Origin of the sequence: Streptomyces mobaraensis (assembly GCF_020099395.1) — a bacterium.
Lineage (GTDB): Bacteria > Actinomycetota > Actinomycetes > Streptomycetales > Streptomycetaceae > Streptomyces.
In genome coordinates this window covers 7,401,074-7,420,807 of sequence record NZ_CP083590.1, presented here as the reverse complement: position 1 = coordinate 7,420,807, position 19,734 = coordinate 7,401,074, and the positions used below count along the sequence as shown (strand labels likewise).

The window sequence follows — 19,734 nt, the reverse complement described above, 5'->3', positions numbered from 1 at the left end:
GCCATGGAAGACTACGCACTCGACGCCGTGAAGGCGCTCACCACCCGCCCGAAGCCCGCCTACGAGACCATCACCCTGGACCCGCTGACCCCGGTCCTCGGCGCGGAGGTCTCCGGTGTCGACCTCTCCCAGGAGCTGACGGAGCGTCAACTCGCTGAGGTCAAGGACGCTTTCCTCGCCCATCACGTCCTGGTCTTCCGCGACCAGGAGATCACGCCCGAGGACCACAAGCGGTTCGCGACGCACTTCGGCCCGCTGCACCCAGTGGCGCTGGCCGCCCCCGACAGCGACCCGTACGTGCTGGAGATCAGCGCGTCGGCCGAGTCGAGGAACGTGGCGGGCAACGGCTGGCACGCCGACGGCACCGCCGACGCCGAGCCGTCGCTCGGCTCGATGCTGCACATCACCCGCATACCGGAGGCCGGCAGCGGCGGCGACACCATGTTCGCCAACATGCACCTCGCCTACGAGATGCTCTCCCCCGCCATGAAGGCGTTCCTGGAGGGCCTCACCGCCGTCCACGACGGCGCCCAGCCGTGGGGAAAGCAGGGCCCGCCGGCCGAGTACGAGGTGCCGGTGAACGAGCACCCGATCATCGTCCGCCACCCGGAGACCGGCCGCAAGCTCCTCTTCGTCAACCGCCCGTACACCTCGCACATCCCGCAGCTGTCGGCCGCGGAGAGCGATGCCCTGCTGGAGATGCTGTACCGGCACATCGCCGGCACGCCGCTGCTCGTCTGCCGGGTCCGCTGGCAGCCGAAGACCCTGGTGTTCTGGGACAACCGCTGCGTCCAGCACCACGCGATCTGGGACTACTACCCGCACAGCCGCTACGGCCGCCGGGTCGCCATCGACGGGACCAAGCCGCGGGCCTGACGCGACGCGTCGTCAACGGCGGGCCGCCCGCCCCGCGTTCACGGGGGGGGCGGACCGCCGTTCGGCGTGCCCGTCAGGGCCCGGTGTCCCCCGGGTGGGAGCAGAGGCCGCCCCGGTAGCCGCTGTCGTACCAGGCGCCGGTGGCGTCGAGGTCCAGGTTGGTGCGGCCCGGTCCGACGCAGCGGTGGTAGTTGGACCGGGGGAACCGCGTGACCTGGATCCACACGTTGGTGTTGGTGGCGCAGTGCTCGTAGTAGGCGCGCTCGCCGCCCCTGCTCTCGTTCCAGCCGCAGCCCTGGATCCGTTCCGGGGCGGCCGTCGCGGGGGCGACCGTGGCACAGGCGAGGGCGCCGGCCAGGGTGACCGCCGCGAGGCCGAGCCGGGCGGTCGTGCCGGACAGTGATCCGCGGAGTTTCATACGTCGTCTCCTTCGCCGGAGGGTGGTGGCGGGGCCGGTCCCGCCACCGCTGCTGACGACGCCAGAGTGGCCTGGCGGGAGCCGTGTCACCAGGCGTTTCGACGGTGCTCGAAGGGGCCGGAACGGCGTTGCCGGGATCGAACGGCCGTCCGTTTTCCCGGGGTTCCCGGCCCCGGCCCCTCAGGCGCCGGCGGTCCCTCAGGCCCAGGCAGCCCCTCAGGTCCCGCCCGCCTCACCGTTCCCCCCGCCTCAGGCCCCGGCGGCCCGCTCCAGGCTCCCGGCCAGGCCCGCCGCGAGCCGCCCGCAGGCCGCCCGGCGCCGCTCCTCCCGGCCGTCCACCGTGTCCGTGCCCTGCCCGGCGAGCGCGAGGGCGTAGGCGTTCACCGCGGCGAACGGGTAGCACGCCGCGTAGGCGGCCGGGTCGGCCGCCGCGTAGGCCGCCGCGAGCGCGCGGGCGTGCACGAGGGCGTTGGCGTCCGCGTACGACGTCACGTTGGCGCCGGTGTTGAGCTCGGCGTAGCCGTCCGCGAACTCCCGGGCCTCCGCCTCGCCGTAGTCGTTGGTCCGCGCCCAGGCGAGGGCGTTGGACGCGGCCGTGGCGAAGGCGTCGGCGTACGGGTAGGCGCGCCGGTGGACGTCCCGCAGCGCGGATTCGAGGGCGGCGGCCCAGGCGTCCTCCGCGACCGGCTCGCCCTCCGCCGCCCTCAGGTGCAGCGCCCGTACGGCCTCGTACGGCGTGGCCCCGGGTCCGGCCAGCAGCGGGACGACGGTTCGGGCGTGCCAGTCATGGACGACGGTGAGGGGGATCCGGCCGTCGAGGCGGACGCAGGCGTCGTGGACGCGGCGGGCCCACTCCCCCGCCGTGCCGGGCTCCAGGCCGTCCCACAGCGCGCCGGTGAGCTGGACCAGCCAGTCGGGCAGGTCGGGCAGGTCCGGTCCCTGCGCGGGCCGCTCCTCCCACCGGCCGGCCGCGGCGGCGTCGAGCCGGGCGAGGAAGCGCGGGAGTGCGTCGGCGGAGGGCGCGGGACGGCTCACGGTTCTTTCTCCTGTTCCGCTGTACTGCTGCGTGACGCGGGCCGGAGCGCTCCGGTCCGCCCCCGTATCCTCACCCGCCGGGGGCGCGCGGCGCGATGTCGCGGTGATCACGCTTCGGGCACGGCGGGTCCCGTGGGTCAGCGGGCGGTCCAGCCGCCGTCCAGGACGAGTGTGGTGCCGGTGACGGCGGAGGCGTACGGGCCGCAGAGGTAGGCGACGGCCTCGGCGACCTCCTCCGGTTCGACCAGCCGCTTGAGCGGCGTCCCGGCGAGGAGGACGTCGTTCAGGACGTGCTCCTCGGGGACGGAGTGGGCGGCGGCCTGGTCGGCGAGCTGCCGTTCGAGGAGCGGGGTCCGGACGTAGCCGGGGCTCACACAGTTGGACGTCACGCCGTGCGGCGCCCCTTCGAGGGCGGTGACCTTGGACAGGCCCTCCAGGCCGTGCTTGGCGGCGACGTAGGCCGACTTGAACGCGGAGGCCCGCAGTCCGTGGACGGACGATATGTTGACGACGCGCCCCCAGCCCCGCTCGTACATCCCCGGCAGGGCGCCTCTGATCAGCCGGAACGGCGCCTCCAGCATGACCGTGAGGACGGTGTGGAACGCCTCCGGCGGGAACGTGTGAATCGGGCGCACGGTCTGGATGCCGGCGTTGTTGACGAGGATGTCGGCGCCGGCCGCGGCGCGTTCGGCGGCGTCGAGGTCGGTGAGGTCGAGGACGACGGTCTCGACGGCGCCGGGCAGGTCCGCCGCCCGTCCGGCGAGCGCGGCTAGCTCCGGCGCGTCGCGGTCCAGGGCGCGGACGGTGGCCCCGGCCGCGGCGAGGCGGAGGGCGCAGGCCGCGCCGATACCGCTCGCCGCGCCGGTGACGAGGGCGGTGCGGCCGTGGTGCGTCGTTCCGGGGACGGGTGTCGGTGTCATGGGCGCAGCGTAGGCGGCGGGCGCCCGGGCGGTCGACGGTCCGCCCGGGCCGCTCGGGATGCGTCAGGCCACTCGGGACCGTCGGACTCCTCAGGGCCGTCGGATCCTCAGGGCCGTCGGACCCCAAGGACCGTCAGCCCCCCTCAGGACCGTCAGTCCCCTCAGGACCGTCAGGCAAAGGCGTTCTGCCCCGTGAGCCGGACCGAGAGGTCCCAGAGGCGGGCCGCCGCCTCGGGGTCGACGGCCCACGGCTTGACGCCTCCGAGGAGCATGTCGTCGGTGGTGGCGGGGCCGGCGACGTCGCAGTCCTGGCAGTACGTGCCGCCGTGCCCGGCCAGGAGGGGCGAGGTGGCCGCCCAGACGGTCGTCGCGGCGCCCTGGGCGGGGGACTTGAAGCCCGCCGCCGGGGTGCCGTCCGCGTCCATCCACCCCTGGGCGATCTGCTCGTCGCGGGGAACGTGCCGCTGGAGCGGGGTGAGGATGCTGCCGGGGTGGACGGAGTGGGCGCGCAGGCCGTCGTCGGCGCCCAGGGTGTCGAGGTGCAGGGCGAAGAGGGCGTTGGCCGTCTTGCTCTGGGCGTAGGCGAGCCACCGGTCGTACCCGGTGCGGAAGTGGAGGTCGCCCCAGCGGATGCCGGAGAGGAAGTGGCCGGAGGAGGCGACCGTCACCACCCGGGATCCGGCCGGGTTCAGGGCCGGGCGGAGGCGGTTGACGAGGGCGTGGTGGCCGAGGTGGTTGACGGCGAAGTGGAGCTCCAGGCCGGCGTCGGTCCGCGTCTCCGGGCAGGCCATGACACCGGCGTTGGCGATGAGGAGGTCGAGAACGCGGCCGGTGGCGAGGAAGCCGTCGGCGAAGTCCCGGATGGACGCGGGGTCGGCGAGGTCGAGCGCGTGGACGGTGACGGCGGCGTGCGGCCCGGCGGGGAGCGCCGCGCGCACGGCGGCCTCCGCCGCGGCGGGCCCGCGGACGGCGACGAGGACGCGGGCCCCGGCCCGGGCGAGGGCCCGCGTCGTCTCCAGGCCGAGGCCCGAGGCGCCGCCGGTGACCAGGGCGGTCCGGCCCGTCAGATCGATGCCCGCGAGGACGTCGTCGGCGGTGCTGTGGGCTCCGAAGCCGGAACCGAGCGGGCGCTGCCGGCGCATGCGGTCGTCCGGCACGTGGTGCGGTGTGTTCATGACCGGGACGCTAGGAGCTGGAGTGCGGTCCAGGTCAAGCTAGGCTGCGGCGCCATGGACACGAGTGCGGGCGACACGGGTGCGGACGAGACGGTTGCGGGCCAGACCGACGCGGGAGGCACCGGCGCGGGCGGCCTCTGCATAGGCGAGGCCGTGCGGGCGACCGGGATGAGCGTGGACACCCTGCGGTTCTTCGAGCGCGAGGGCCTGCTGCTGCGCCCGGTCCCGCGCAACGCGGCGGGCCGGCGGGTGTACGAACAGGCGGACGTGGACTGGCTGTTGCTCGTCGGCCGGCTCCGGGCGTCGGGCATGCCGGTGGCGACCGTCGGGCGCTTCGCGGCGCTGGTGCGGTCGGGGCCCGGGAACGAGGCGCAGCGGCTGGAGCTGCTCCGGGAGCATGAGCGGGCGGTCCGCGCGAGGATCGCCGCCCTCGGGGCGGACCTGGAGGTCATCCGGCACAAGGTGGCGGTCTACGAGCGGCATGTGAGCGAGGGGACGGCCGCCGGGCTCTGGGCTCCGCTTCCTTCCGCGCCCGCCGATGTCCCATAAGCCCTTTTTCCGGGGGCAGTTGCGGCAGTGCGAACCCCTGTCGTCACTCCCCTATCATCTGTCACATCCGGGCGCCCGACCGACGGCGTCCGGACGACAGGATTCCTACGGGGAAAGGCCCACAGGGCATTGCAACGTACAGGTAAGCGTCGAATATCCACCGTGGCCTTCTGCGCCGCGGTGACCCTCGCGGGCGGCCTCCAGGGCTCGGCCGGTGCCGCCGGCTCCCACCCGGCCGGGCCCGGCACCGCCCGTCCGGCCGCCGCGCCGGCCCCGGCGGACGTGCCGGACTCCGGCGCCTCCCGCACCGACGGCACGGTCTTCAGGAACGGCACCATGTCGCTGGGCCCGGCGCCCGCGGCCCGCCGGTCCGTGGCCGCGGCCCCGCACGGCGAGGGATGGCAGCTGGACAAGGCCACCAAACTGCTGGCCACCGGCTACACCGTCAAGTTCTACGACCAGAAGTCCGCGGACGTGCTGGCGCGTTATGTGAAGGCGTCGGCCGCGGACCTCCAGCGCGTCACCAACATCCGCTACACGGTCGACACCAAGCCGGTCGGCTGGGACTACTCCCGGCCGCGCGGCGAGGTCGTCATCGGCCTGCTGAAGCGGCCGTGCGTGCCGGGCGCCACCCCGGACGTGCCGTGGAAGGTGGTCCGGGACGGCTCGGGCACGGCCAACCTGAGCTGCGGCTTCTACTCGTCCTCGCTCCCCGACACGGCGACCAGCGGACACGCCTACATCGACAGCGAGTTCTTCACCGCCGACGGCAAGGCCATCCCGTGGATGGGCGAGACGTACCTGCGCAACCACATCAGCCACGAGCTCGCGCACACGATGGGGATGGCGCACGCCAACCGCAGCGAGAAGCGGGGCGACTGCGCGGTGGGCAGCGACTCCGGTGAGAAGCCCGTGATGTGCACGCCCAGCGACGCGTACCCGGACAAGCGCGCGGGCACCTACGTCCAGCAGTTCGACATGCAGGGGCTGCGCTTCCTCGCCCGGGGCGCCGGCGTGGCGCTCCCGCCGCAGGGCCGGGTGGCCGGACTGGCGAAGAAGTGCCTGGACGTCAAGGGCGGCAAGGCGGCCAACGGCACCCGCGTCCAGCTGTTCACCTGCAACGGCGGGGTGGCGCAGTCGTGGATCGTACAGAAGGACGGGACGTTCCGCGCGCTGGGCAAGTGCCTGGACAACGCCGGCAACGCCAAGAAGAACGGCAACACGATCCAGCTGTCGGACTGCACCGGCGGCCCCGCGCAGAAGTGGAAGGTCGACGCCAAGGGGCGCATCGTGCACGTCGCCTCGGGCAAGGTCCTCGACGTGACCGGTGGCCGGACGGCGAACGGCACCATGATCCAGCTGTACTCGGCGAACGGGTCCAAGGGCCAGGTCTGGTCCGTTCCCAAGTGACGTCCCGCCGGTGACGTTCCACTGCTGAGGTTCCGTACCCGCCGAGGGGCCGGACGGGCGCGCGCCCGTCCGGCCTCCGTCGTTTCCGGCGCACCTCCCCCGGAACCCCCGTCGCATGAGCCCCGCCGACCTGGGTAGCAGCCCGTTCACCGCGGACGGCGTGCCCCTACAGCGGCACCGCGCGGCCCCCACAGGGAAATCGGTGAAAGGAGTGGTGACCGTGTTGATGGCTCACCCCGCTGTTCTGGCCAATCTCGTGGAGCAGTACACGGCGCTCGACCTGCTGCACGCGGAGTCGGGTGACCCGGAGGCGCGGCAGCGGCTGGACGACGTCGCCTACCTCCTCTGCCTGGCCACGGGCACCAACGACGTGGACGCCGCGCTGATCGCCGCCCGGTACCGGCTGCCGGGCGCCCGGGTCCGGGACGATTCCCTGCTGGCCGCGAGCGAATGAACGGACATACGGACCGGCCCGCCGGCCGGACGCCGTGTGAACGCCCGGTGAAGGGGTAACCGGAGGGCTCGGAAAGCGAGCACTCGTCCAGCACGGAAACACGCAGGGAGGACACACCATGGCCACGGGTGAAACCGGATTCAGTGACGTCGTCTTCGATCTCGTCTCGGTGCAGTACCACTCGCTCAAGGCGGGCCATGACTACGGGCAGTACGTCCGTGACGCCGAGAACGCCGGCAAGAAGGAGATCGCGGAGTTCTTCCGCTCGGTCATGGCCGAGGACGCGCGCCGCGCGGCCGAGTGCCACCGGTTCCTCAAGGGACTGTCGGGGACGAAGGACGCGGGTCCGGCCGCCGACTGAGCGGGCCGGATCATCGTCGGAGGGGGCCGTTCCGTCCGGTGCGGCCCCCTCGTCCCGTTCGGCCCGCCCCCCGGGAACGGCACGGTGCCAATCGGCGGCGCTAGGCGACACGAGGCGGCGCGAGGCGACACGAATCGGGAACACACGGCCGGAAATTCCGGCCGGATTGCGAAAACCCCCGGCCGGGGGTTGGCTGGAAGCGGCGGTTCCGCACGCGTACGGCCGCCGGCCGGAATTCCGGCCCGGAACACCCGGGAACACCGGCCCATTCGGGCACCGGGCCGCGTCGCGTTTCCGGCCCGGCACCCGGCGTAAACGCAGCGAAAGCACAGCGAAAAACAGCGAAACGCGAAACGAGTGCGGAGGAACCGCCGTCGATATGACCGCCCCCGATGCCCTGCCCGTTCTGACATCCCTCGACGACCTGGTCGCCATGGTCGAGCGCGGGAAGAACCTGTTCGTGCGGTGGTCGCGGGGGCCCGGGACGGATCTGGGCCCCGCCTCCAGCACCGACGACCTCACCGGCACCAGCCTGCCCGGCCTGTCCGTCAACGCTCTCGACGTCGAACCGTGGTGGGACGACCGCCCGCTGCGGCTCTGGGTCGCCCGGCGCCTCTACGACTACTGCCATCTGCGCCGCGACAAGGGCCCCGGCGTACGGCCGTGGGTGCTCGACGGCCGGGAGATCGGCCGGGGGCCCGACAACGAGCCGCTGGTCCGGGACGTACGCCCGCTCGCCTGGATCGACACGGGGGTGATCGACGAGGCGGAGCGCGAGGTCGTCCGCCAGCGCGGCCCCTGGGGACCACTCCGCCGGTCGGCCGACGGCGAACCGGCGGGCTGAACGGGACGGGACGAAACGGGTACGGGACCGAACGAGACGGAACGGGATGGGACGAGTCGAGGGCGCGGGAAGGACCCCGCGCCCCTTTCTCACACCTCCAGCAGCTCCCGCATCACCGCCGCCGACCGCACCGCCGCGTCGCCGCAGCAGTTGTTGAACAGCACGTGCACCTGCTCGGCCTCCCCGGCCAGCCGGCGGATCCGGTCCCGCCAGGGCGTGAGCTCCTCGGCCGTGTAGGAGTGCCGGTACGCGTCCTCCTTCCCGCCGGTGCGCCACGCGGCCGACCGCCCGTGGAAGCGCACCACCGCCAGCTCGGGCCGGGTGACGGCGGCCACCGGCGGCATGGCGTCCGGCACGTCCTGGGCGGTGTCCACGGCCACCAGCGACATCCCGTGCGTCCGCAGCACGTCCAGCGTGCGCTCCCGCTCCCCCGGGGCCAGCCAGCCCGGGTGCCGGAACTCGACGGCCAGCGGCAGCCGGCCCGCGCGCCGCCGGCAGTCGGCCAGGAACGCGTGCCCCCGCTCCCCCGCCCGCACCCACGGCGGGAACTGCAGCAGCACCGCCCCCAGCCGCCCCGCGTCCCACAGCGGGCGCAGCGCGCCGGTGAAGCGCCGCCACAGCTCGTCCACCACGCCGCGCGGGAGCCGGGCGGGGGTCAGCCGGCGCTGCGGGGGTCCGGGCGGGCGGAGGTCGGGCGGCAGGGCGCCGGCGTGGGCGGAGTGGCCGGTCAGGGTGGCGAACGCCTTGACGTCGAAGACGAAGCCGGGCGGGGTGCGGCCGGCCCAGAGCGCGCAATTGCGGGTGCTGGGCAGCCCGTAGTACGTCGCGTCGACCTCCACGACGGGGAACCGGGCGGCGTAGTGCCGCAGCCGCTCCTCGGGGTCGTCGCGCGCGGCCGGCGGGTACCAGCCGCTGCCCCGCAGGGCGGGGTCGGTCCAGGAGCAGGTGCCGACGAGGTACTTTTCCATGCCGGGGCGGTTACCCCGTCGCGGCGCGGGTCCGCACGCCCCGTCCGCGCGCCCGCCGGTGCGGTTGAACTCCCGTCGGCCGGTTATCCGTTGGGCGTGACGGCGACGGAGAAGAGCACGGAGGGGGCCGGTCCGGGCCCCGGGGTGGAGCGGCGGGCCCCCGACGAGCCGACGCAGTTGCGCGCCGGCTCGTGGTGGTCGGTGCTGCGGCGGACGGCGAAGGAGTTCGTGGACGACGAACTGGCGGACCGCGCGGCCGGGTTGACGTACTACACGATGCTGTCCCTGTTCCCGGCGCTGCTGGTGCTGGTGTCGCTGCTGGGCGTCGTCGGGAAGTCGGCGACGGAGAAGCTGCTGGCGAACCTGGACCATCTGGCACCCGGCCCGGTGCAGGACATCCTCACCGGCGCGGTGCGCCAGGCGGGCGCGAGCGGGGGCGCCGGTTCCGTGCTGGCGGTGGCGGGTCTGCTGGGCGCGCTGTGGTCGGCGTCGGGCTATGTGGCGGCGTTCATCCGCGCCTCCAACGCCGTCTACGACATCAAGGAGGGGCGGCCGGTGTGGAAGCTGACGCCGCTGCGCCTGGTGGTGACCCTGGTGCTGATGCTGCTGGCGACGGCGAGCGCGCTGATCGTGGTGTTCACCGGCGGCATCGCCCGGCAGGCGGGCACCGCGCTGGGCGTCGGGGACGAGGCGCTGACGGTGTGGTCGGTGGTGAAGTGGCCGGTGCTCGTGCTGCTGGTGACGGTCATGATCGCAATGCTGTACTGGGCGGCGCCGAACGTGCGCGGGCGCGGCGTCCGCTGGGTGACGCCGGGCAGTCTGGTGGCCCTGGTGCTGTGGATGGCGGTCTCGGCGGGCTTCGCGGTGTACGTCGCGAACTTCGGCACGTACAACAAGGTGTACGGGACGTTCGCGGGTCTGATCGTCTTCCTGATGTGGCTGTGGTTCACCAATCTGGCGATCCTGCTGGGCCTGGAGTTCGACGCCGAGCTGAGCCGGGAGCGGGCGATCCTCGGCGGCCACCCGGAGGGCGAGGAGCCGTACGTGCCGCCCCGGGACACCCGTGCCTGGCCGCCGGGCGACGACGGCGCGGCGTGACGGCAAAGGTCCCGCAGGGATGAACGCCCGGGGGCGCGAGGCTCAGCCTCGCGCCCCCGACCGCTGTCTACCAGCTCCAGTAGCCGTGCGAGATCCAGCCGGACACGCCCGTGGTCACGTCGTAGACCTTGTCCCACTGGCCGTCGCCCGAGACGTCGCGGTGCGCGAGGCGGTGGTCGCTGTAGCACAGGCCGACGACCGAGCTGGACGTGCTCGCGGCGGCGCGGATGCGCACGCCCTCGCCCCTGCAGTGCCCGTAGACGTCGTCGGCGTGCGCCGGCGCGGCCAGCGCGGCGCCGCCGAGCGTGGCGGCGGCCAGCAGGCCCGCCATGGCGGCGGCACGCTTGCCCGCGGTCTTCCCCCGGTTTTCGGAATTCACTTGGTGCTCCTTGCTATCGGTTTCACACCGGTCACCGCTGGTCGCGTGCCCGGCGAGGAGGAACGTAGCAGCAGATGATCTTGAAAATGGGCCCTGATGCGATATGAAGACATGTTCATGATCAAACAGTGACAGTGCCGCGCCGCCCGGCACGCATGCCCGGCGGCCGGCCGGGCACCCGGTACCTGTGCCGGAGGCCCAGGGCCCGGCCGCCGTACACGGACGACCAAGCGGAGGATCACGCATGACGGACAAGGACACGCCGGAGCACAAGACCGGCAAGCCTCGCACCGCCGTCGAGGAGGCCGTCAAGGAGCTCGGCGAGATCACGTCCCGCCCGGACCGCCGGCACGAGCGGGACGCGGCCGACGGCATCACGCCCAGCACCGAGGCGCAGGAGTCCGTCCAGCGCGCCGGACGCGACGGCGGCGGGCGGCCGCGGAAGGGACACTGACCCCGCACCCGGAGGTAAGTACGCACGGAAAAGGGGGTACTTGGCCCGGCCCGCCGCCTCTCCGAGACTGACACCGCGGCCACCGCCAGGGTGGCCGCGGTGTCGGCGCACGGGCGCGGAGAGGCGGCGGAACATGCCGGGAACAGGGCGGGAAACGGAAGCGGCGACCGGGCGGCGGGAGGCCCGTTCCGTGGCGGTGCTCGGGCTCGGCAACATGGGCACGGCCCTGGCCGGCACCCTGCTGACGGCCGGCCACCGGGTGACGGTGTGGAACCGGACGGCCGCCAGGACCGCGGGCCCGGCGGAGTGCGGCGCGGCGGTGGCCGCGACCGTCGGAGCGGCGGCCGGGGCCGCGGACCTGGTGATCGTCTGCGTCCGCGACTACCCCGCCGTCGGGGAGCTGCTGGACCGGGCCGGGCCCGCCCTGAAGGGCCGGACCGTCCTCAACGCCACCAACGGCTCCCCCGCCGAGGGCCGGTCCATGGCCGGGCGGGCGGCGGCCCTGGGCGCCGGCTACCTCGACTGCGGCGTCATGGCCGTGCCCGCGATGATCGGCTCTCCGGAGGCCCTGCTGCTGTGCAGCGGCTCCGAGGCGGCCTACGCGTCCTGGCGCGACGTCCTCGACGCCCTGGGCCGCGGCTCCTACCTGGGCGAGGACCCGGGGCTCGCCCCCTGGCCGACCTGGCCCTGCTGACCGGCATGTACGGCATGCTGGGCGGCTTCCTGCACGCGGCGGCGCTGGTGCGGTCCGCCGGGGCGTCGGTCGGAGACTTCACCACCGAGCAGCTGGTGCCGTGGCTGCGGGCCATCGCCGGGATCCTGCCGGGGATGGCCGCGCGGGTCGACAGCGGTGACTACACGGCCACCGGCTCCGACCTGGCCATGCAGGTGTCGCACGACGCCATCGGGGACGTCAGCCGCGCCCAGGGCGTCGGCACGGAGCTGTTCGACCCGCTGCTCGGCCTCATGCGCCGCCGGGTGGCCGACGGCCATGGGAACGAGGACCTGGCGGGCGTCGTGGAGCTGCTGCACCGCCGCTGACCCGCCGAGAGCCCCGGCGTTTCCCCCGAGGAGCGCAGGGCAGCCGCACGGAGGAGACTGGAGGTGACGTCGCTGCGGGGCCGCGCGCGGGAGGAAGGAGCGCAGCATGTCCGACGACGCGATGGGTGACGAGGTCTACCAGCCGGTGCGTTCCGACACCCGGGACAACCCCGACGACCTGGACCTGGAGAACGCGCTCGACGGCGACGGCCTGGACGAGGTGCTCGACGAGGGCTGGTCGCCGCCGGAGAAGCCGCTGGCCGTGACCCACCACGGCACCACGGCCCGTGAGCAGCGCGAACGGGAGACGCTGGACCAGCGGCTCGCCGAGGAGGTGCCGGAGGTGGCCGTCCCCGACGGCGACGGCATCGGGGACGCGCCGCGCGACGGGGAGCCGATCGACGAGGAGGCCGGCGACGTGCGCGCCGGGCGGCTCACCGGGACGGCCGACCTGATGCCGCCCCGCATGAACGACGTGTACGCGCGGGACGTCGGCGTCAACGGCGGGGCCGCCTCCGCCGAGGAGGCGGCGATGCACGTGGTGCCCGAGGAGCCCGTCGTCCCGCCGGAGGAGTTCGAGGGCTGAGCCACCGGACGGCAGGTCCGGCCGTCAGACGCGGCGCCAGGAGTCGTCCCGCAGGTGCGACCCCGCCTGGGGTCCCATCCGCAGCATCCCGCCGTCCACGCTCCACGACGCGCCGGTGACGTAGGACGCCTCGCTCCCGCAGAGGAAGGCGATCACCGCGGCCACCTCCCGGGCGTCCCCCGGCCGTCCCGCCGGTACGCCGGGGCGGTGGACCCCGTGCACGTCGACGTCCTCCTGGCCGGTCATGGGGGTGGCGATCTCGCCGGGCGCGACGGCGTTGACGGTGATGCCGTGTTCGGCGAGTTCCAGGGCCATGACCTGGGTGAGCAGGCCGAGACCGCCCTTGGCCGCGCAGTAGGGGGCGGCGCCGACGCGCGGCTGGTGTTCGTGGACGCTGGTCACGTTGACGATCCGGCCGCCGTCGCCCTGCCGGATCATCCGCCGTGCGGCGCGCTGGCCGCACAGGAACGGGCCGACGAGGTCGACGTCGAGGACCCGCCGGACGGTCTCCAGGTCGAGGTCCAGGTAGGGCGTGGCCGTGCCGGTGCCGGCGTTGTTGACGAGGACGTCGATCCGGCCCAGTTCACCGGCGAGCGCGTCGACGGCGTCGGCGGCCTCGGGCAGCAGGGTCAGGTCCATCCGGGCCAGGGCGGCACGCCGCCCGTGGGCGCGGACCTCCTCGGCGGTGCGCTCGGCGCCCTTCCGGTCGCTGTGCCAGGTGATGCCGACGTCCAGGCCCTGCCGGGCCAGGTGGACGGCCGTGGCGCGGCCGATGCCGGAGTCGGCGCCGGTGACGACCGCGACGCGGGGGCCGGCCGTTGCGCTGCTCATCCACGGGCTCCTCTCGTGCGGGTGTCGGCCTGCGGGCCACCGGTTCGCGGCCGGGGCCCCGCGGGCGGGTACCCGGTCGGCGGAGCCGCTATACGGGGTCCGGGACGGGCGCCGGGAGGACATCCGCACGACGCCCGCGCGCCGCCGGGCCGGGCCCGCGCCGTGCGAGGCGGCGGGCCGGCCGCGGCGGCGCGCGGTCGAGGTTCCGGGGGCCGGCCCCGGGGGGCTATTTCTTCTTGGTGACGGCCTCGGTCACGGCCGCCGGCGAGTCGTACTCCTTCTTGGGCATGTTGCCGAGCGCCTCCAGGGTGGTCTTGTCCGCGCCCTTCTTCTTGGCGTGTTCGACGAGGGTTTCCTTGTCGGCGGGGTAGTGCATGCCGCCGAGGCTCTTCTGGAGCTCAATGGGGTTCGGCTTCGCTGTCATGGGCTCCGGGTACCCGTGGGACGCCAGGGGATGAGCGGGCGCCCGGGAATCACCCGGACGGCCGAGCTCCCGGAACCCCGCTGCGCCGTCCTCCGGCCCTCCGCATAAGGTGGCGATCATGGAAACGGAAGATCGGAATCCGCATACCCGGCCGGGCCCGTGGGAGCGCTTCCGGCGGTCCCCCTTCCTGCCGGCCACCGTGCTCGTCCTGATCATCTCGGCGGCGGCCGGCCTGTTCGCCGGTTCGTACACCTACGCCATGGCCAACCCCACCCCGCACCGCATCCCCACCGCCGTCACCGGGGTGCCCACCCCGGACGTCAAACGGGTCGAATTCGTCCAGGGCATGGAACGCGCCCTCGACGCGTCGCTCGAACTGCACCACTACGACACCTACGCCCAGGCCCGGCGGGCCGTCGAGGAACAGAAGGTGTACGCGATCCTGCGGCCCCGGCCGCGCGGCGCGGCACTGGACGTCTCGGGCGCCTCCGGCGCCACCGTCGCCCAACTGCTGAGCGAGACCGCGCCGAAAGTGGGGGACGCGATCGGGGTGCGGGTCGCCGTCACCGACATCAACCCGCTGCAGGAAGGCGACCCGCGCGGGCTGGCCCTCTTCTACATCTCGCTCGCGGCGGTGATCCTCGGCTTCGTCGGCGCCATCCAGCTCAGCGTCCACGCCCGCTCCCTCAACCCGGCCGAGCGCGTCGCCTTCACCCTCGCCTACTCGGCGCTCGGCAGCTTCGCCATCGCGGCCATCGTGGACTGGGGGCTGGGCGCGCTGCGGCTGCCCTTCGGGGAGTCGTGGTTCATCCTCGGCCTCACCATGTTCACCAGCGGCATGGTCTTCACCATGTTCAACACGTTGTTCGGCCGGTGGGCGATGCTGCCGACGTGGGGCCTCATGGTCCTGCTGGGCAACCCGTCCTCCGGCGGCGCGGTCTCCTGGCCCCTCCTCCCCTCCCCCCTCGGCGAGATCGGCCGCTGGCTCCCGCCCGGAGCCTCCGTCAACGCCCAGCACGCGGCCGTGTACTTCCGCGGCCACCAGCAGCTCTTCCCGTTCGCCGTCCTGGCCGTCTGGGCGGCGGTCTCCACGGCGGTCTTCTGGGTCTGGCGCCACCGCCACCCGGGCGGCCGGGAGCTGGGCGACCGGCTGGTGGAGGCACCGCAGACCTGACCGTCCTCATGGGCAGCCGTCGGGGACGGCGAAGCACCTGTGCCGGAAAACGGGCCGCCCCTGGCTCCGGTCACCAAGCGACGACAATCAGCCCGTTCCCGCCCCTGCCGCCCGGCCTGCCGGCCGCACCGGCCGAGCCCTTGGTGGGCGAAGCACCGCTCTTGCCGCCCGTACCGCCGATGCCGCCGCCCTCATCGAGCTCGAGGATGCCGGTCCCGCCGTTGCCGCCCTTGCCCACGCCCTTCGGCGGTGTGTAGAAGGTGCCGTCCGGAAGCTTGATGCGAGCGGTGTGGACGGCTGCTCCGCCGGCGCCTCCTGGGCCCGTCAGGCCGCCCGTCGTCCCCTGGTTCGCGTTCTTCTTCACGGCCTTGCTGCCACGGCCGGCGCTTCCCTTGGCACCGGGCTTCCCGACCGCGTAGCTCTGGCACCAGGCTCCATGCCGCGTATAGCCGCCTTCGCCTCCTCCCGCGACGGGTGCGCCGGACGCGCCGGAGACGCCCTTCTCCGTTCCCCCTCCACCTCCGCTCCCGCCGTGTCCCGCGTTTCCGCCGGAACCGCCTTGAGCCCCTGCGAGGATGCCCCTGGAACCGTCAGTCCTGTTGTAGTAGGCGTAGCTGACCTTGGGGGACGCTCCCTTGGTTCCGGCGCTGCCCTTGCTGCCCGCATCCCCGTCGGTGCCCAGTCCGTTGCTGCCGGGCTTTCCGCCCGATCCTCCGGAACCGCTGCTTCCGCCCGCGCCGCCCGCGGCCGGTTCCAGCACGAAACCGCGGAACTTCAGATAGCTCCAGACGCAGTACTTGAAGGTGCCGGATCCGCCCCCTCCCCCGCCGGCTCCTCCGCCGCCACCCGCACCGCCGCCACCGTCACCCGAGCCCGAGAGGACGCCGGACCCGAGCCCTCTGCCTTCGCCACCGCCACCGCCGCCCGCACCGCCGGCCCCGCCACCGCCGCCACCGGGGCCCCACACGTAGAAGTAGACCTTCTTCACTCCCTCCGGAGCCGTCCAGGTCTGCACACCGCTGCCGGGCGTGAAGACCTTGTACCGGGAGGGGGCGGCATCCGCGGGAACGGTCAGCTGCCCGGTCATCAGACTCGCGGCCGCCAGGGCCGTCAGCCACCCTGCCAAGGGACGCGATCGCTGCATGTCAACCCCTTCCGCCCCCGCCGGGCCGGATGTCCGGTCACGGGGAGGGGGCAGGTCATCGTCTGTCGAAGACGCGAAGCTCTCCGGGAAGTTGGCTCCCGGAGACCGGTGAACGCCCGTGCGGAGCCGGGGTCAGGAGCCGTCGCCGTTGTCGGCGCCGTTCAGTCCGTTGTTGGCCTGCACAGTGGTGCACGTAGCGGTGTCGAACAGCGCCCCGGCGAGCTTGTTGCCCTGCTGGGGCACGTCGTTGGCGACATTGCCGTTGGTGTGCGCCGGCAGGTGGTCCGAGCAGGTGATCGTGTCCGCCGTGGCCGTACCGGCGCCCATGACCCCCATGAGCCCGGTCAGCAGCCCGGCACCAGCGGCGAGCACGGCAACGTGGGTGAACTTCTTCATGGCTTTGTCGGCCTCCGGTTTTCGGCTCCTCGCCCCTGGACCGTCCAGGCGCGATACCCGGCTAACCGGCGGGACCCGGCGAGGTTATGGCCGACAACCCGAATGACGGATGATCGGATTCTGACTGACCGTCATCGCGGTGATCTTCGTGAATCTACGGCTTGACCTGCGCTGTCGGCGGTGACGAAGGAGACGCGGTGCCGCCCCGGAGAACGACCGGTTCGGGCAGCGGCCCGCTCACCCGGCCCGGCGGCTCCGGATCCTCGCGCCGGACCGCGGTGCCGTGACCGCCGAGCACGCCCACGCCTCCGGTGTGCGCCGGGTCGATCCGGAAACGGCGGTCAAGAAGGCCGTCCGGGACCGGGCCATCCAGGTCGTCACGGGCCGGGGCACATCCGCGGCCGGCCGGTCCCGCGCTGTGACAACCTTCGGGCAGGCGCGGGAAACGACCGGGGATGACCGCGGTGTGGCTGGTTTTCCGCCTGTACGGCCTCGGCGGAATGCCCCCAGGATTTCTCTCGCCTACCGGATGGCCGCCCTTCGAGGGCCGTAACCGATGATCAGTTCGGGTAGCTAGGGGGACGACATGCACAGCGTACGCAAGAGGATCACATCGGCCGCCGTCGCGGCCGCCGCGGTGCTGGCCGTAGGCGGGATCACCGTCCAGGCGCAGGCGTCGCCGGGTGGAGCGCTGGACCAGGGAGAAGCCCACCGGACGGTGTGGACCAGTGACCGCTCGGGAGAGGTCCAGGTCAACTGGGAGTGGGCGGGCAACGGCAAGGGCAGTTACGACGGCCACTACTGGGGCAAGTTCTACGACCACAAGATGGACGGCAAGTACGTGGTCCTCCAGGCGAAGTGGGAGGGCAGAGGCTGGTTCACCGTTCAGTCGGCCCAGAACGGCGAAGGCTTCAACTCCCGTTTCCACGACATCAAGGGCCTGAACTTCCGTGCCTGCCTCCAAGGCGGAGGCAAATGCGGGGCCGCCGCCTGGTAGGGACGCGGCGCGCGGGCTCGGGCGCCGTCCGATGCCCGCTTCCTCGCCGCCCTGTCTCGTCCGGCTCCCGACCGCCTGACGCGGTCGTGCGCGCGTTCGCAGAGTTCGCAGGGATGGGGGTCACCGGCGCGGTCTCCGTTGCCCCCCGGCCCCCATCCGCGCCCCCGCCGGCTCACGGCGGCTCACGGCGGCTCACGGCGGGAAGCGCGTCCGGTGGGCCCCCGGTGTGTGGCCGAAGGCCCGGCGGAAGACGTCGATGAAGGCGCTGCTCGACGCCCAGCCGCAGCGGCGGGCCACGGTGGAGACCGAGGCGCCCTCGGCCAGCAGGAGCAGCGCGTGGTGCAGCCGGACCTGGGTGCGCCACTGCGGGAAGCTCATGCCGAGTTCGGAGCGGAAGAGCCGGGTGAGGGTGCGTTCGCCGGCGCCGTACGCCGCGCCGAGCTGGGCGAGGGTGCGGTGGTCGGCGGGGTCGTCGCGGAGGACGGCGCAGACCGCGGCCAGGCGGGGGTCCCTGGGGGCGGGGACGTGCAGGGGCTGTTCGTCGGAGCGGCGGAGCCGGTCGAGGAGGACGGCGCGCAGGCGGAGGCGTTCCGCCGTGGGGGCCGCCGTGGAGGCCGCGGTGGGGTCGGTGGGCTCCTCGGTGTAGGCGAGGATCAGTTCCCGCAGCAGCGGGCCGACGCCGATGACGGCCGGCCGGTTGAGGGACAGCGGGTTCTCCGCCAACGGCAGTCCGACGAGGTGGATCTCGGTGTCGCCGTACGCGCGGTGCTCGTGCACCGTGCCGGCCGGGATCCAGAGCGCCCGGTTGCCCGGCGCGATCCAGCTGCCCTCGTCCGTCGTGACGGAGAGGACGCCGCGGCCCGCGTAGACGATCTGGTGCTCGTCGTGCCGGTGCGCGTCGACCTCCGTCCCCGCGCGCAGCGGCCGGTGGCCGGTGGTCGCGTGCGGTGTGTGCCGGATACGGATCCCGTGCCCGCCTCGCTCGTCCCCCCGCGGTCGTGTCGTCGGCACCCCGGTCTCCCTTCTGGTCCAGACCTATTGACGGGGGCGGCGGGCGCTCCTACGTTCCCTGACACCCCACTCCCACCCCCCACTCAGGGAGCGAACGTGACCCCTCGAACCCTTGGGACGGTACGCCTGTCGGCCACCGTCCTGGCCCTGGCGTGCGCCCTGCAACTGCCCGCCGCCGCGTCCCCGTCCGGTGGCTCGTCCGGCACCCCGTCCGGCACCTCGGGGGAGGTCTGCGCCACCAAGCCCAAGCCCGCGGGCAAGGTCCTCCAGGGCTACTGGGAGAACTGGGACGGCGCGGCGAACGGCGTCCACCCGCCGCTCGGCTGGATCCCGGTGACCGACGACCGGATCCGCGGCCACGGCTACAACGTGGTCAACGCGGCGTTCCCGGTGATCCTCTCCGACGGCACGGCGCTGTGGGAGGACGGGATGGACGCCACGGTGAAGGTCCCGACCCCGGCGGAGATGTGCCGGGCGAAGGCGGCCGGAGCGACGGTGCTGCTGTCCATCGGCGGCGCGGCGGCCGGGATCGACCTCAACTCGTCCACCGTGGCGGACCGGTTCGTGGACACCGTCGTGCCGATCCTGAAGAAGTACAACTTCGACGGCATCGACATCGACATCGAGACCGGCCTCACGGGCGGCGGCGACATCACCAGACCGTCCGCCTCCCAGGCCAACCTCATGCGCATCATCGACGGCGTGCTCGCCCGGATGCCCGACGGGTTCGGGCTGACGATGGCGCCGGAGACGGCGTACGTGACCGGCGGCAGCGTGACGTACGGGTCCATCTGGGGCGCCTACCTGCCGATCGTGAAGAAGTACGCGGACAACGGCCGGCTCTGGTGGCTCAACATGCAGTACTACAACGGCAATATGTACGGCTGCTCCGGTGACTCCTACTCCGCCGGGACGGTCGAGGGGTTCACCGCGCAGACCGACTGCCTCGACCGGGGCCTGGTCGTGCAGGGGATCACCGTCAAGGTGCCCTACGACAAGCAGGTCCCCGGCCTGCCGGCGCAGCCGGGCGCCGGCGGCGGTTATATGACGCCCGGTCAGGTGGGAGAGGCGTGGCGCACCTGCAATGGCCGGCTCAAGGGGCTGATGACCTGGTCCGTCAACTGGGACGGGTCGAAGGGGTGGACGTTCGGCGACAACGTCAAGGCGCTGCAGGGCCGGTGACGTCCCG

At 73.3% G+C, this 19,734-nt stretch carries 25 protein-coding genes; 14 read left to right on the top strand and 11 right to left on the bottom strand.

Translation table 11 applies throughout. The features are described from left to right. The first annotated feature begins 3 nt into the window (after positions 1 to 3). Positions 4 to 876, top strand: a complete 873-nt coding sequence (locus tag K7I03_RS32610; RefSeq protein ID WP_185943132.1) for a TauD/TfdA dioxygenase family protein — start codon at positions 4 to 6, stop codon at positions 874 to 876. 73 nt (positions 877 to 949) lie between these two features. On the opposite strand, the gene K7I03_RS32605 is transcribed toward K7I03_RS32610, so the two are convergent. The 4 genes from K7I03_RS32605 to K7I03_RS32590 all read right to left on the bottom strand — a co-directional run bounded on the left by K7I03_RS32605 (position 950) and on the right by K7I03_RS32590 (position 4,424). Beyond that, positions 950 to 1,294 carry a DUF6355 family natural product biosynthesis protein gene (locus K7I03_RS32605; protein WP_185943133.1) on the bottom strand — a complete coding sequence of 115 codons (345 nt, stop codon included), beginning with the start codon at positions 1,292 to 1,294 and terminating at the stop codon, positions 950 to 952. A 249-nt stretch (positions 1,295 to 1,543) separates the two neighbouring features. Continuing rightward, positions 1,544 to 2,329, bottom strand: coding sequence for a SpcZ (locus K7I03_RS32600; protein ID WP_221903011.1), 786 nt, complete (start codon positions 2,327 to 2,329; stop codon positions 1,544 to 1,546). 137 nt (positions 2,330 to 2,466) lie between these two features. Further along, complete coding sequence (locus K7I03_RS32595) at positions 2,467 to 3,249, bottom strand: 3-hydroxybutyrate dehydrogenase (protein ID WP_185943134.1); 783 nt, start codon at positions 3,247 to 3,249, stop codon at positions 2,467 to 2,469. 170 nt (positions 3,250 to 3,419) lie between these two features. Continuing rightward, complete coding sequence (locus K7I03_RS32590) at positions 3,420 to 4,424, bottom strand: oxidoreductase (protein ID WP_224347339.1); 1,005 nt, start codon at positions 4,422 to 4,424, stop codon at positions 3,420 to 3,422. A gap of 54 nt (positions 4,425 to 4,478) precedes the next feature. On the opposite strand from K7I03_RS32590, the gene K7I03_RS32585 reads away from it, so the two are divergent. The 5 genes from K7I03_RS32585 (at position 4,479) to K7I03_RS32565 (ending at position 8,042) form a co-directional block, all read left to right on the top strand. After that, positions 4,479 to 4,973, top strand: coding sequence for a MerR family transcriptional regulator (locus K7I03_RS32585; protein WP_185943135.1), 495 nt, complete (start codon positions 4,479 to 4,481; stop codon positions 4,971 to 4,973). A gap of 162 nt (positions 4,974 to 5,135) precedes the next feature. Next, positions 5,136 to 6,383 (top strand): RICIN domain-containing protein, encoded by a 1,248-nt coding sequence (locus tag K7I03_RS32580; protein ID WP_224347338.1) that lies wholly within the window; start codon positions 5,136 to 5,138, stop codon positions 6,381 to 6,383. A gap of 220 nt (positions 6,384 to 6,603) precedes the next feature. Then, positions 6,604 to 6,837: a DUF5133 domain-containing protein gene (locus K7I03_RS32575; protein ID WP_185943137.1), complete on the top strand. Its 234-nt coding sequence runs from the start codon at positions 6,604 to 6,606 to the stop codon at positions 6,835 to 6,837. A 118-nt stretch (positions 6,838 to 6,955) separates the two neighbouring features. After that, complete coding sequence (locus K7I03_RS32570; RefSeq protein WP_185943138.1) at positions 6,956 to 7,198, top strand: acyl carrier protein; 243 nt, start codon at positions 6,956 to 6,958, stop codon at positions 7,196 to 7,198. Positions 7,199 to 7,577: 379 nt separating this feature from the next. Then, a complete protein-coding gene (locus K7I03_RS32565) occupies positions 7,578 to 8,042 on the top strand; it encodes a DUF6098 family protein (RefSeq protein WP_185943139.1) in 465 nt (154 codons plus the stop codon). An 89-nt stretch (positions 8,043 to 8,131) separates the two neighbouring features. Here K7I03_RS32565 and K7I03_RS32560 read toward each other — a convergent pair whose 3' ends face one another. After that, entirely contained in the window at positions 8,132 to 9,010 is an 879-nt protein-coding gene (locus K7I03_RS32560; RefSeq protein ID WP_185943140.1) for a DUF72 domain-containing protein, read from the bottom strand. A 96-nt stretch (positions 9,011 to 9,106) separates the two neighbouring features. Between K7I03_RS32560 and K7I03_RS32555 the strand changes: the two genes are divergently transcribed. Further along, the gene (locus tag K7I03_RS32555) at positions 9,107 to 10,108 is read left to right on the top strand and encodes a YihY/virulence factor BrkB family protein (protein ID WP_185943141.1); all 1,002 of its coding nucleotides are present in this window, start codon (positions 9,107 to 9,109) and stop codon (positions 10,106 to 10,108) included. A gap of 67 nt (positions 10,109 to 10,175) precedes the next feature. Here K7I03_RS32555 and K7I03_RS32550 read toward each other — a convergent pair whose 3' ends face one another. After that, entirely contained in the window at positions 10,176 to 10,487 is a 312-nt protein-coding gene (locus K7I03_RS32550; protein ID WP_185943142.1) for an SH3 domain-containing protein, read from the bottom strand. Between the two features lie 244 nt (positions 10,488 to 10,731). Between K7I03_RS32550 and K7I03_RS32545 the strand changes: the two genes are divergently transcribed. The 4 genes from K7I03_RS32545 (at position 10,732) to K7I03_RS32530 (ending at position 12,568) form a co-directional block, all read left to right on the top strand. Beyond that, a complete protein-coding gene (locus tag K7I03_RS32545) occupies positions 10,732 to 10,941 on the top strand; it encodes a hypothetical protein (protein ID WP_185943143.1) in 210 nt (69 codons plus the stop codon). Positions 10,942 to 11,074: 133 nt separating this feature from the next. Continuing rightward, entirely contained in the window at positions 11,075 to 11,635 is a 561-nt protein-coding gene (locus K7I03_RS32540) for an NAD(P)-binding domain-containing protein (RefSeq protein ID WP_224347337.1), read from the top strand. Positions 11,636 to 11,640: 5 nt separating this feature from the next. After that, positions 11,641 to 11,982, top strand: coding sequence for an imine reductase family protein (locus K7I03_RS32535; RefSeq protein ID WP_224347336.1), 342 nt, complete (start codon positions 11,641 to 11,643; stop codon positions 11,980 to 11,982). A 106-nt stretch (positions 11,983 to 12,088) separates the two neighbouring features. Next, a complete protein-coding gene (locus K7I03_RS32530; RefSeq protein WP_185943144.1) occupies positions 12,089 to 12,568 on the top strand; it encodes a DUF5709 domain-containing protein in 480 nt (159 codons plus the stop codon). Between the two features lie 24 nt (positions 12,569 to 12,592). Here the strand turns inward: K7I03_RS32530 and K7I03_RS32525 are convergent, their stop codons facing one another. Beyond that, positions 12,593 to 13,399, bottom strand: coding sequence for an SDR family oxidoreductase (locus K7I03_RS32525; RefSeq protein ID WP_185943145.1), 807 nt, complete (start codon positions 13,397 to 13,399; stop codon positions 12,593 to 12,595). Between the two features lie 226 nt (positions 13,400 to 13,625). Further along, positions 13,626 to 13,823: a DUF2795 domain-containing protein gene (locus K7I03_RS32520; protein ID WP_224347335.1), complete on the bottom strand. Its 198-nt coding sequence runs from the start codon at positions 13,821 to 13,823 to the stop codon at positions 13,626 to 13,628. Between the two features lie 118 nt (positions 13,824 to 13,941). On the opposite strand from K7I03_RS32520, the gene K7I03_RS32515 reads away from it, so the two are divergent. Then, entirely contained in the window at positions 13,942 to 14,997 is a 1,056-nt protein-coding gene (locus K7I03_RS32515; RefSeq protein ID WP_185943146.1) for an ABC transporter permease, read from the top strand. A gap of 70 nt (positions 14,998 to 15,067) precedes the next feature. Here the strand turns inward: K7I03_RS32515 and K7I03_RS33975 are convergent, their stop codons facing one another. Continuing rightward, positions 15,068 to 16,141, bottom strand: a complete 1,074-nt coding sequence (locus K7I03_RS33975) for a hypothetical protein (protein ID WP_185943196.1) — start codon at positions 16,139 to 16,141, stop codon at positions 15,068 to 15,070. Positions 16,142 to 16,273: 132 nt separating this feature from the next. Next, positions 16,274 to 16,537, bottom strand: coding sequence for a hypothetical protein (locus K7I03_RS32505; RefSeq protein ID WP_185943147.1), 264 nt, complete (start codon positions 16,535 to 16,537; stop codon positions 16,274 to 16,276). A gap of 586 nt (positions 16,538 to 17,123) precedes the next feature. Here K7I03_RS32505 and K7I03_RS32500 point away from each other — a divergent pair. Next, complete coding sequence (locus tag K7I03_RS32500; RefSeq protein ID WP_185943148.1) at positions 17,124 to 17,534, top strand: hypothetical protein; 411 nt, start codon at positions 17,124 to 17,126, stop codon at positions 17,532 to 17,534. Positions 17,535 to 17,726: 192 nt separating this feature from the next. On the opposite strand, the gene K7I03_RS32495 is transcribed toward K7I03_RS32500, so the two are convergent. Further along, complete coding sequence (locus tag K7I03_RS32495; protein ID WP_185943149.1) at positions 17,727 to 18,545, bottom strand: AraC family transcriptional regulator; 819 nt, start codon at positions 18,543 to 18,545, stop codon at positions 17,727 to 17,729. Positions 18,546 to 18,641: 96 nt separating this feature from the next. On the opposite strand from K7I03_RS32495, the gene K7I03_RS32490 reads away from it, so the two are divergent. Further along, positions 18,642 to 19,727, top strand: coding sequence for a chitinase (locus K7I03_RS32490; RefSeq protein WP_185943150.1), 1,086 nt, complete (start codon positions 18,642 to 18,644; stop codon positions 19,725 to 19,727). The last annotated feature ends 7 nt before the right edge of the window (positions 19,728 to 19,734 follow it).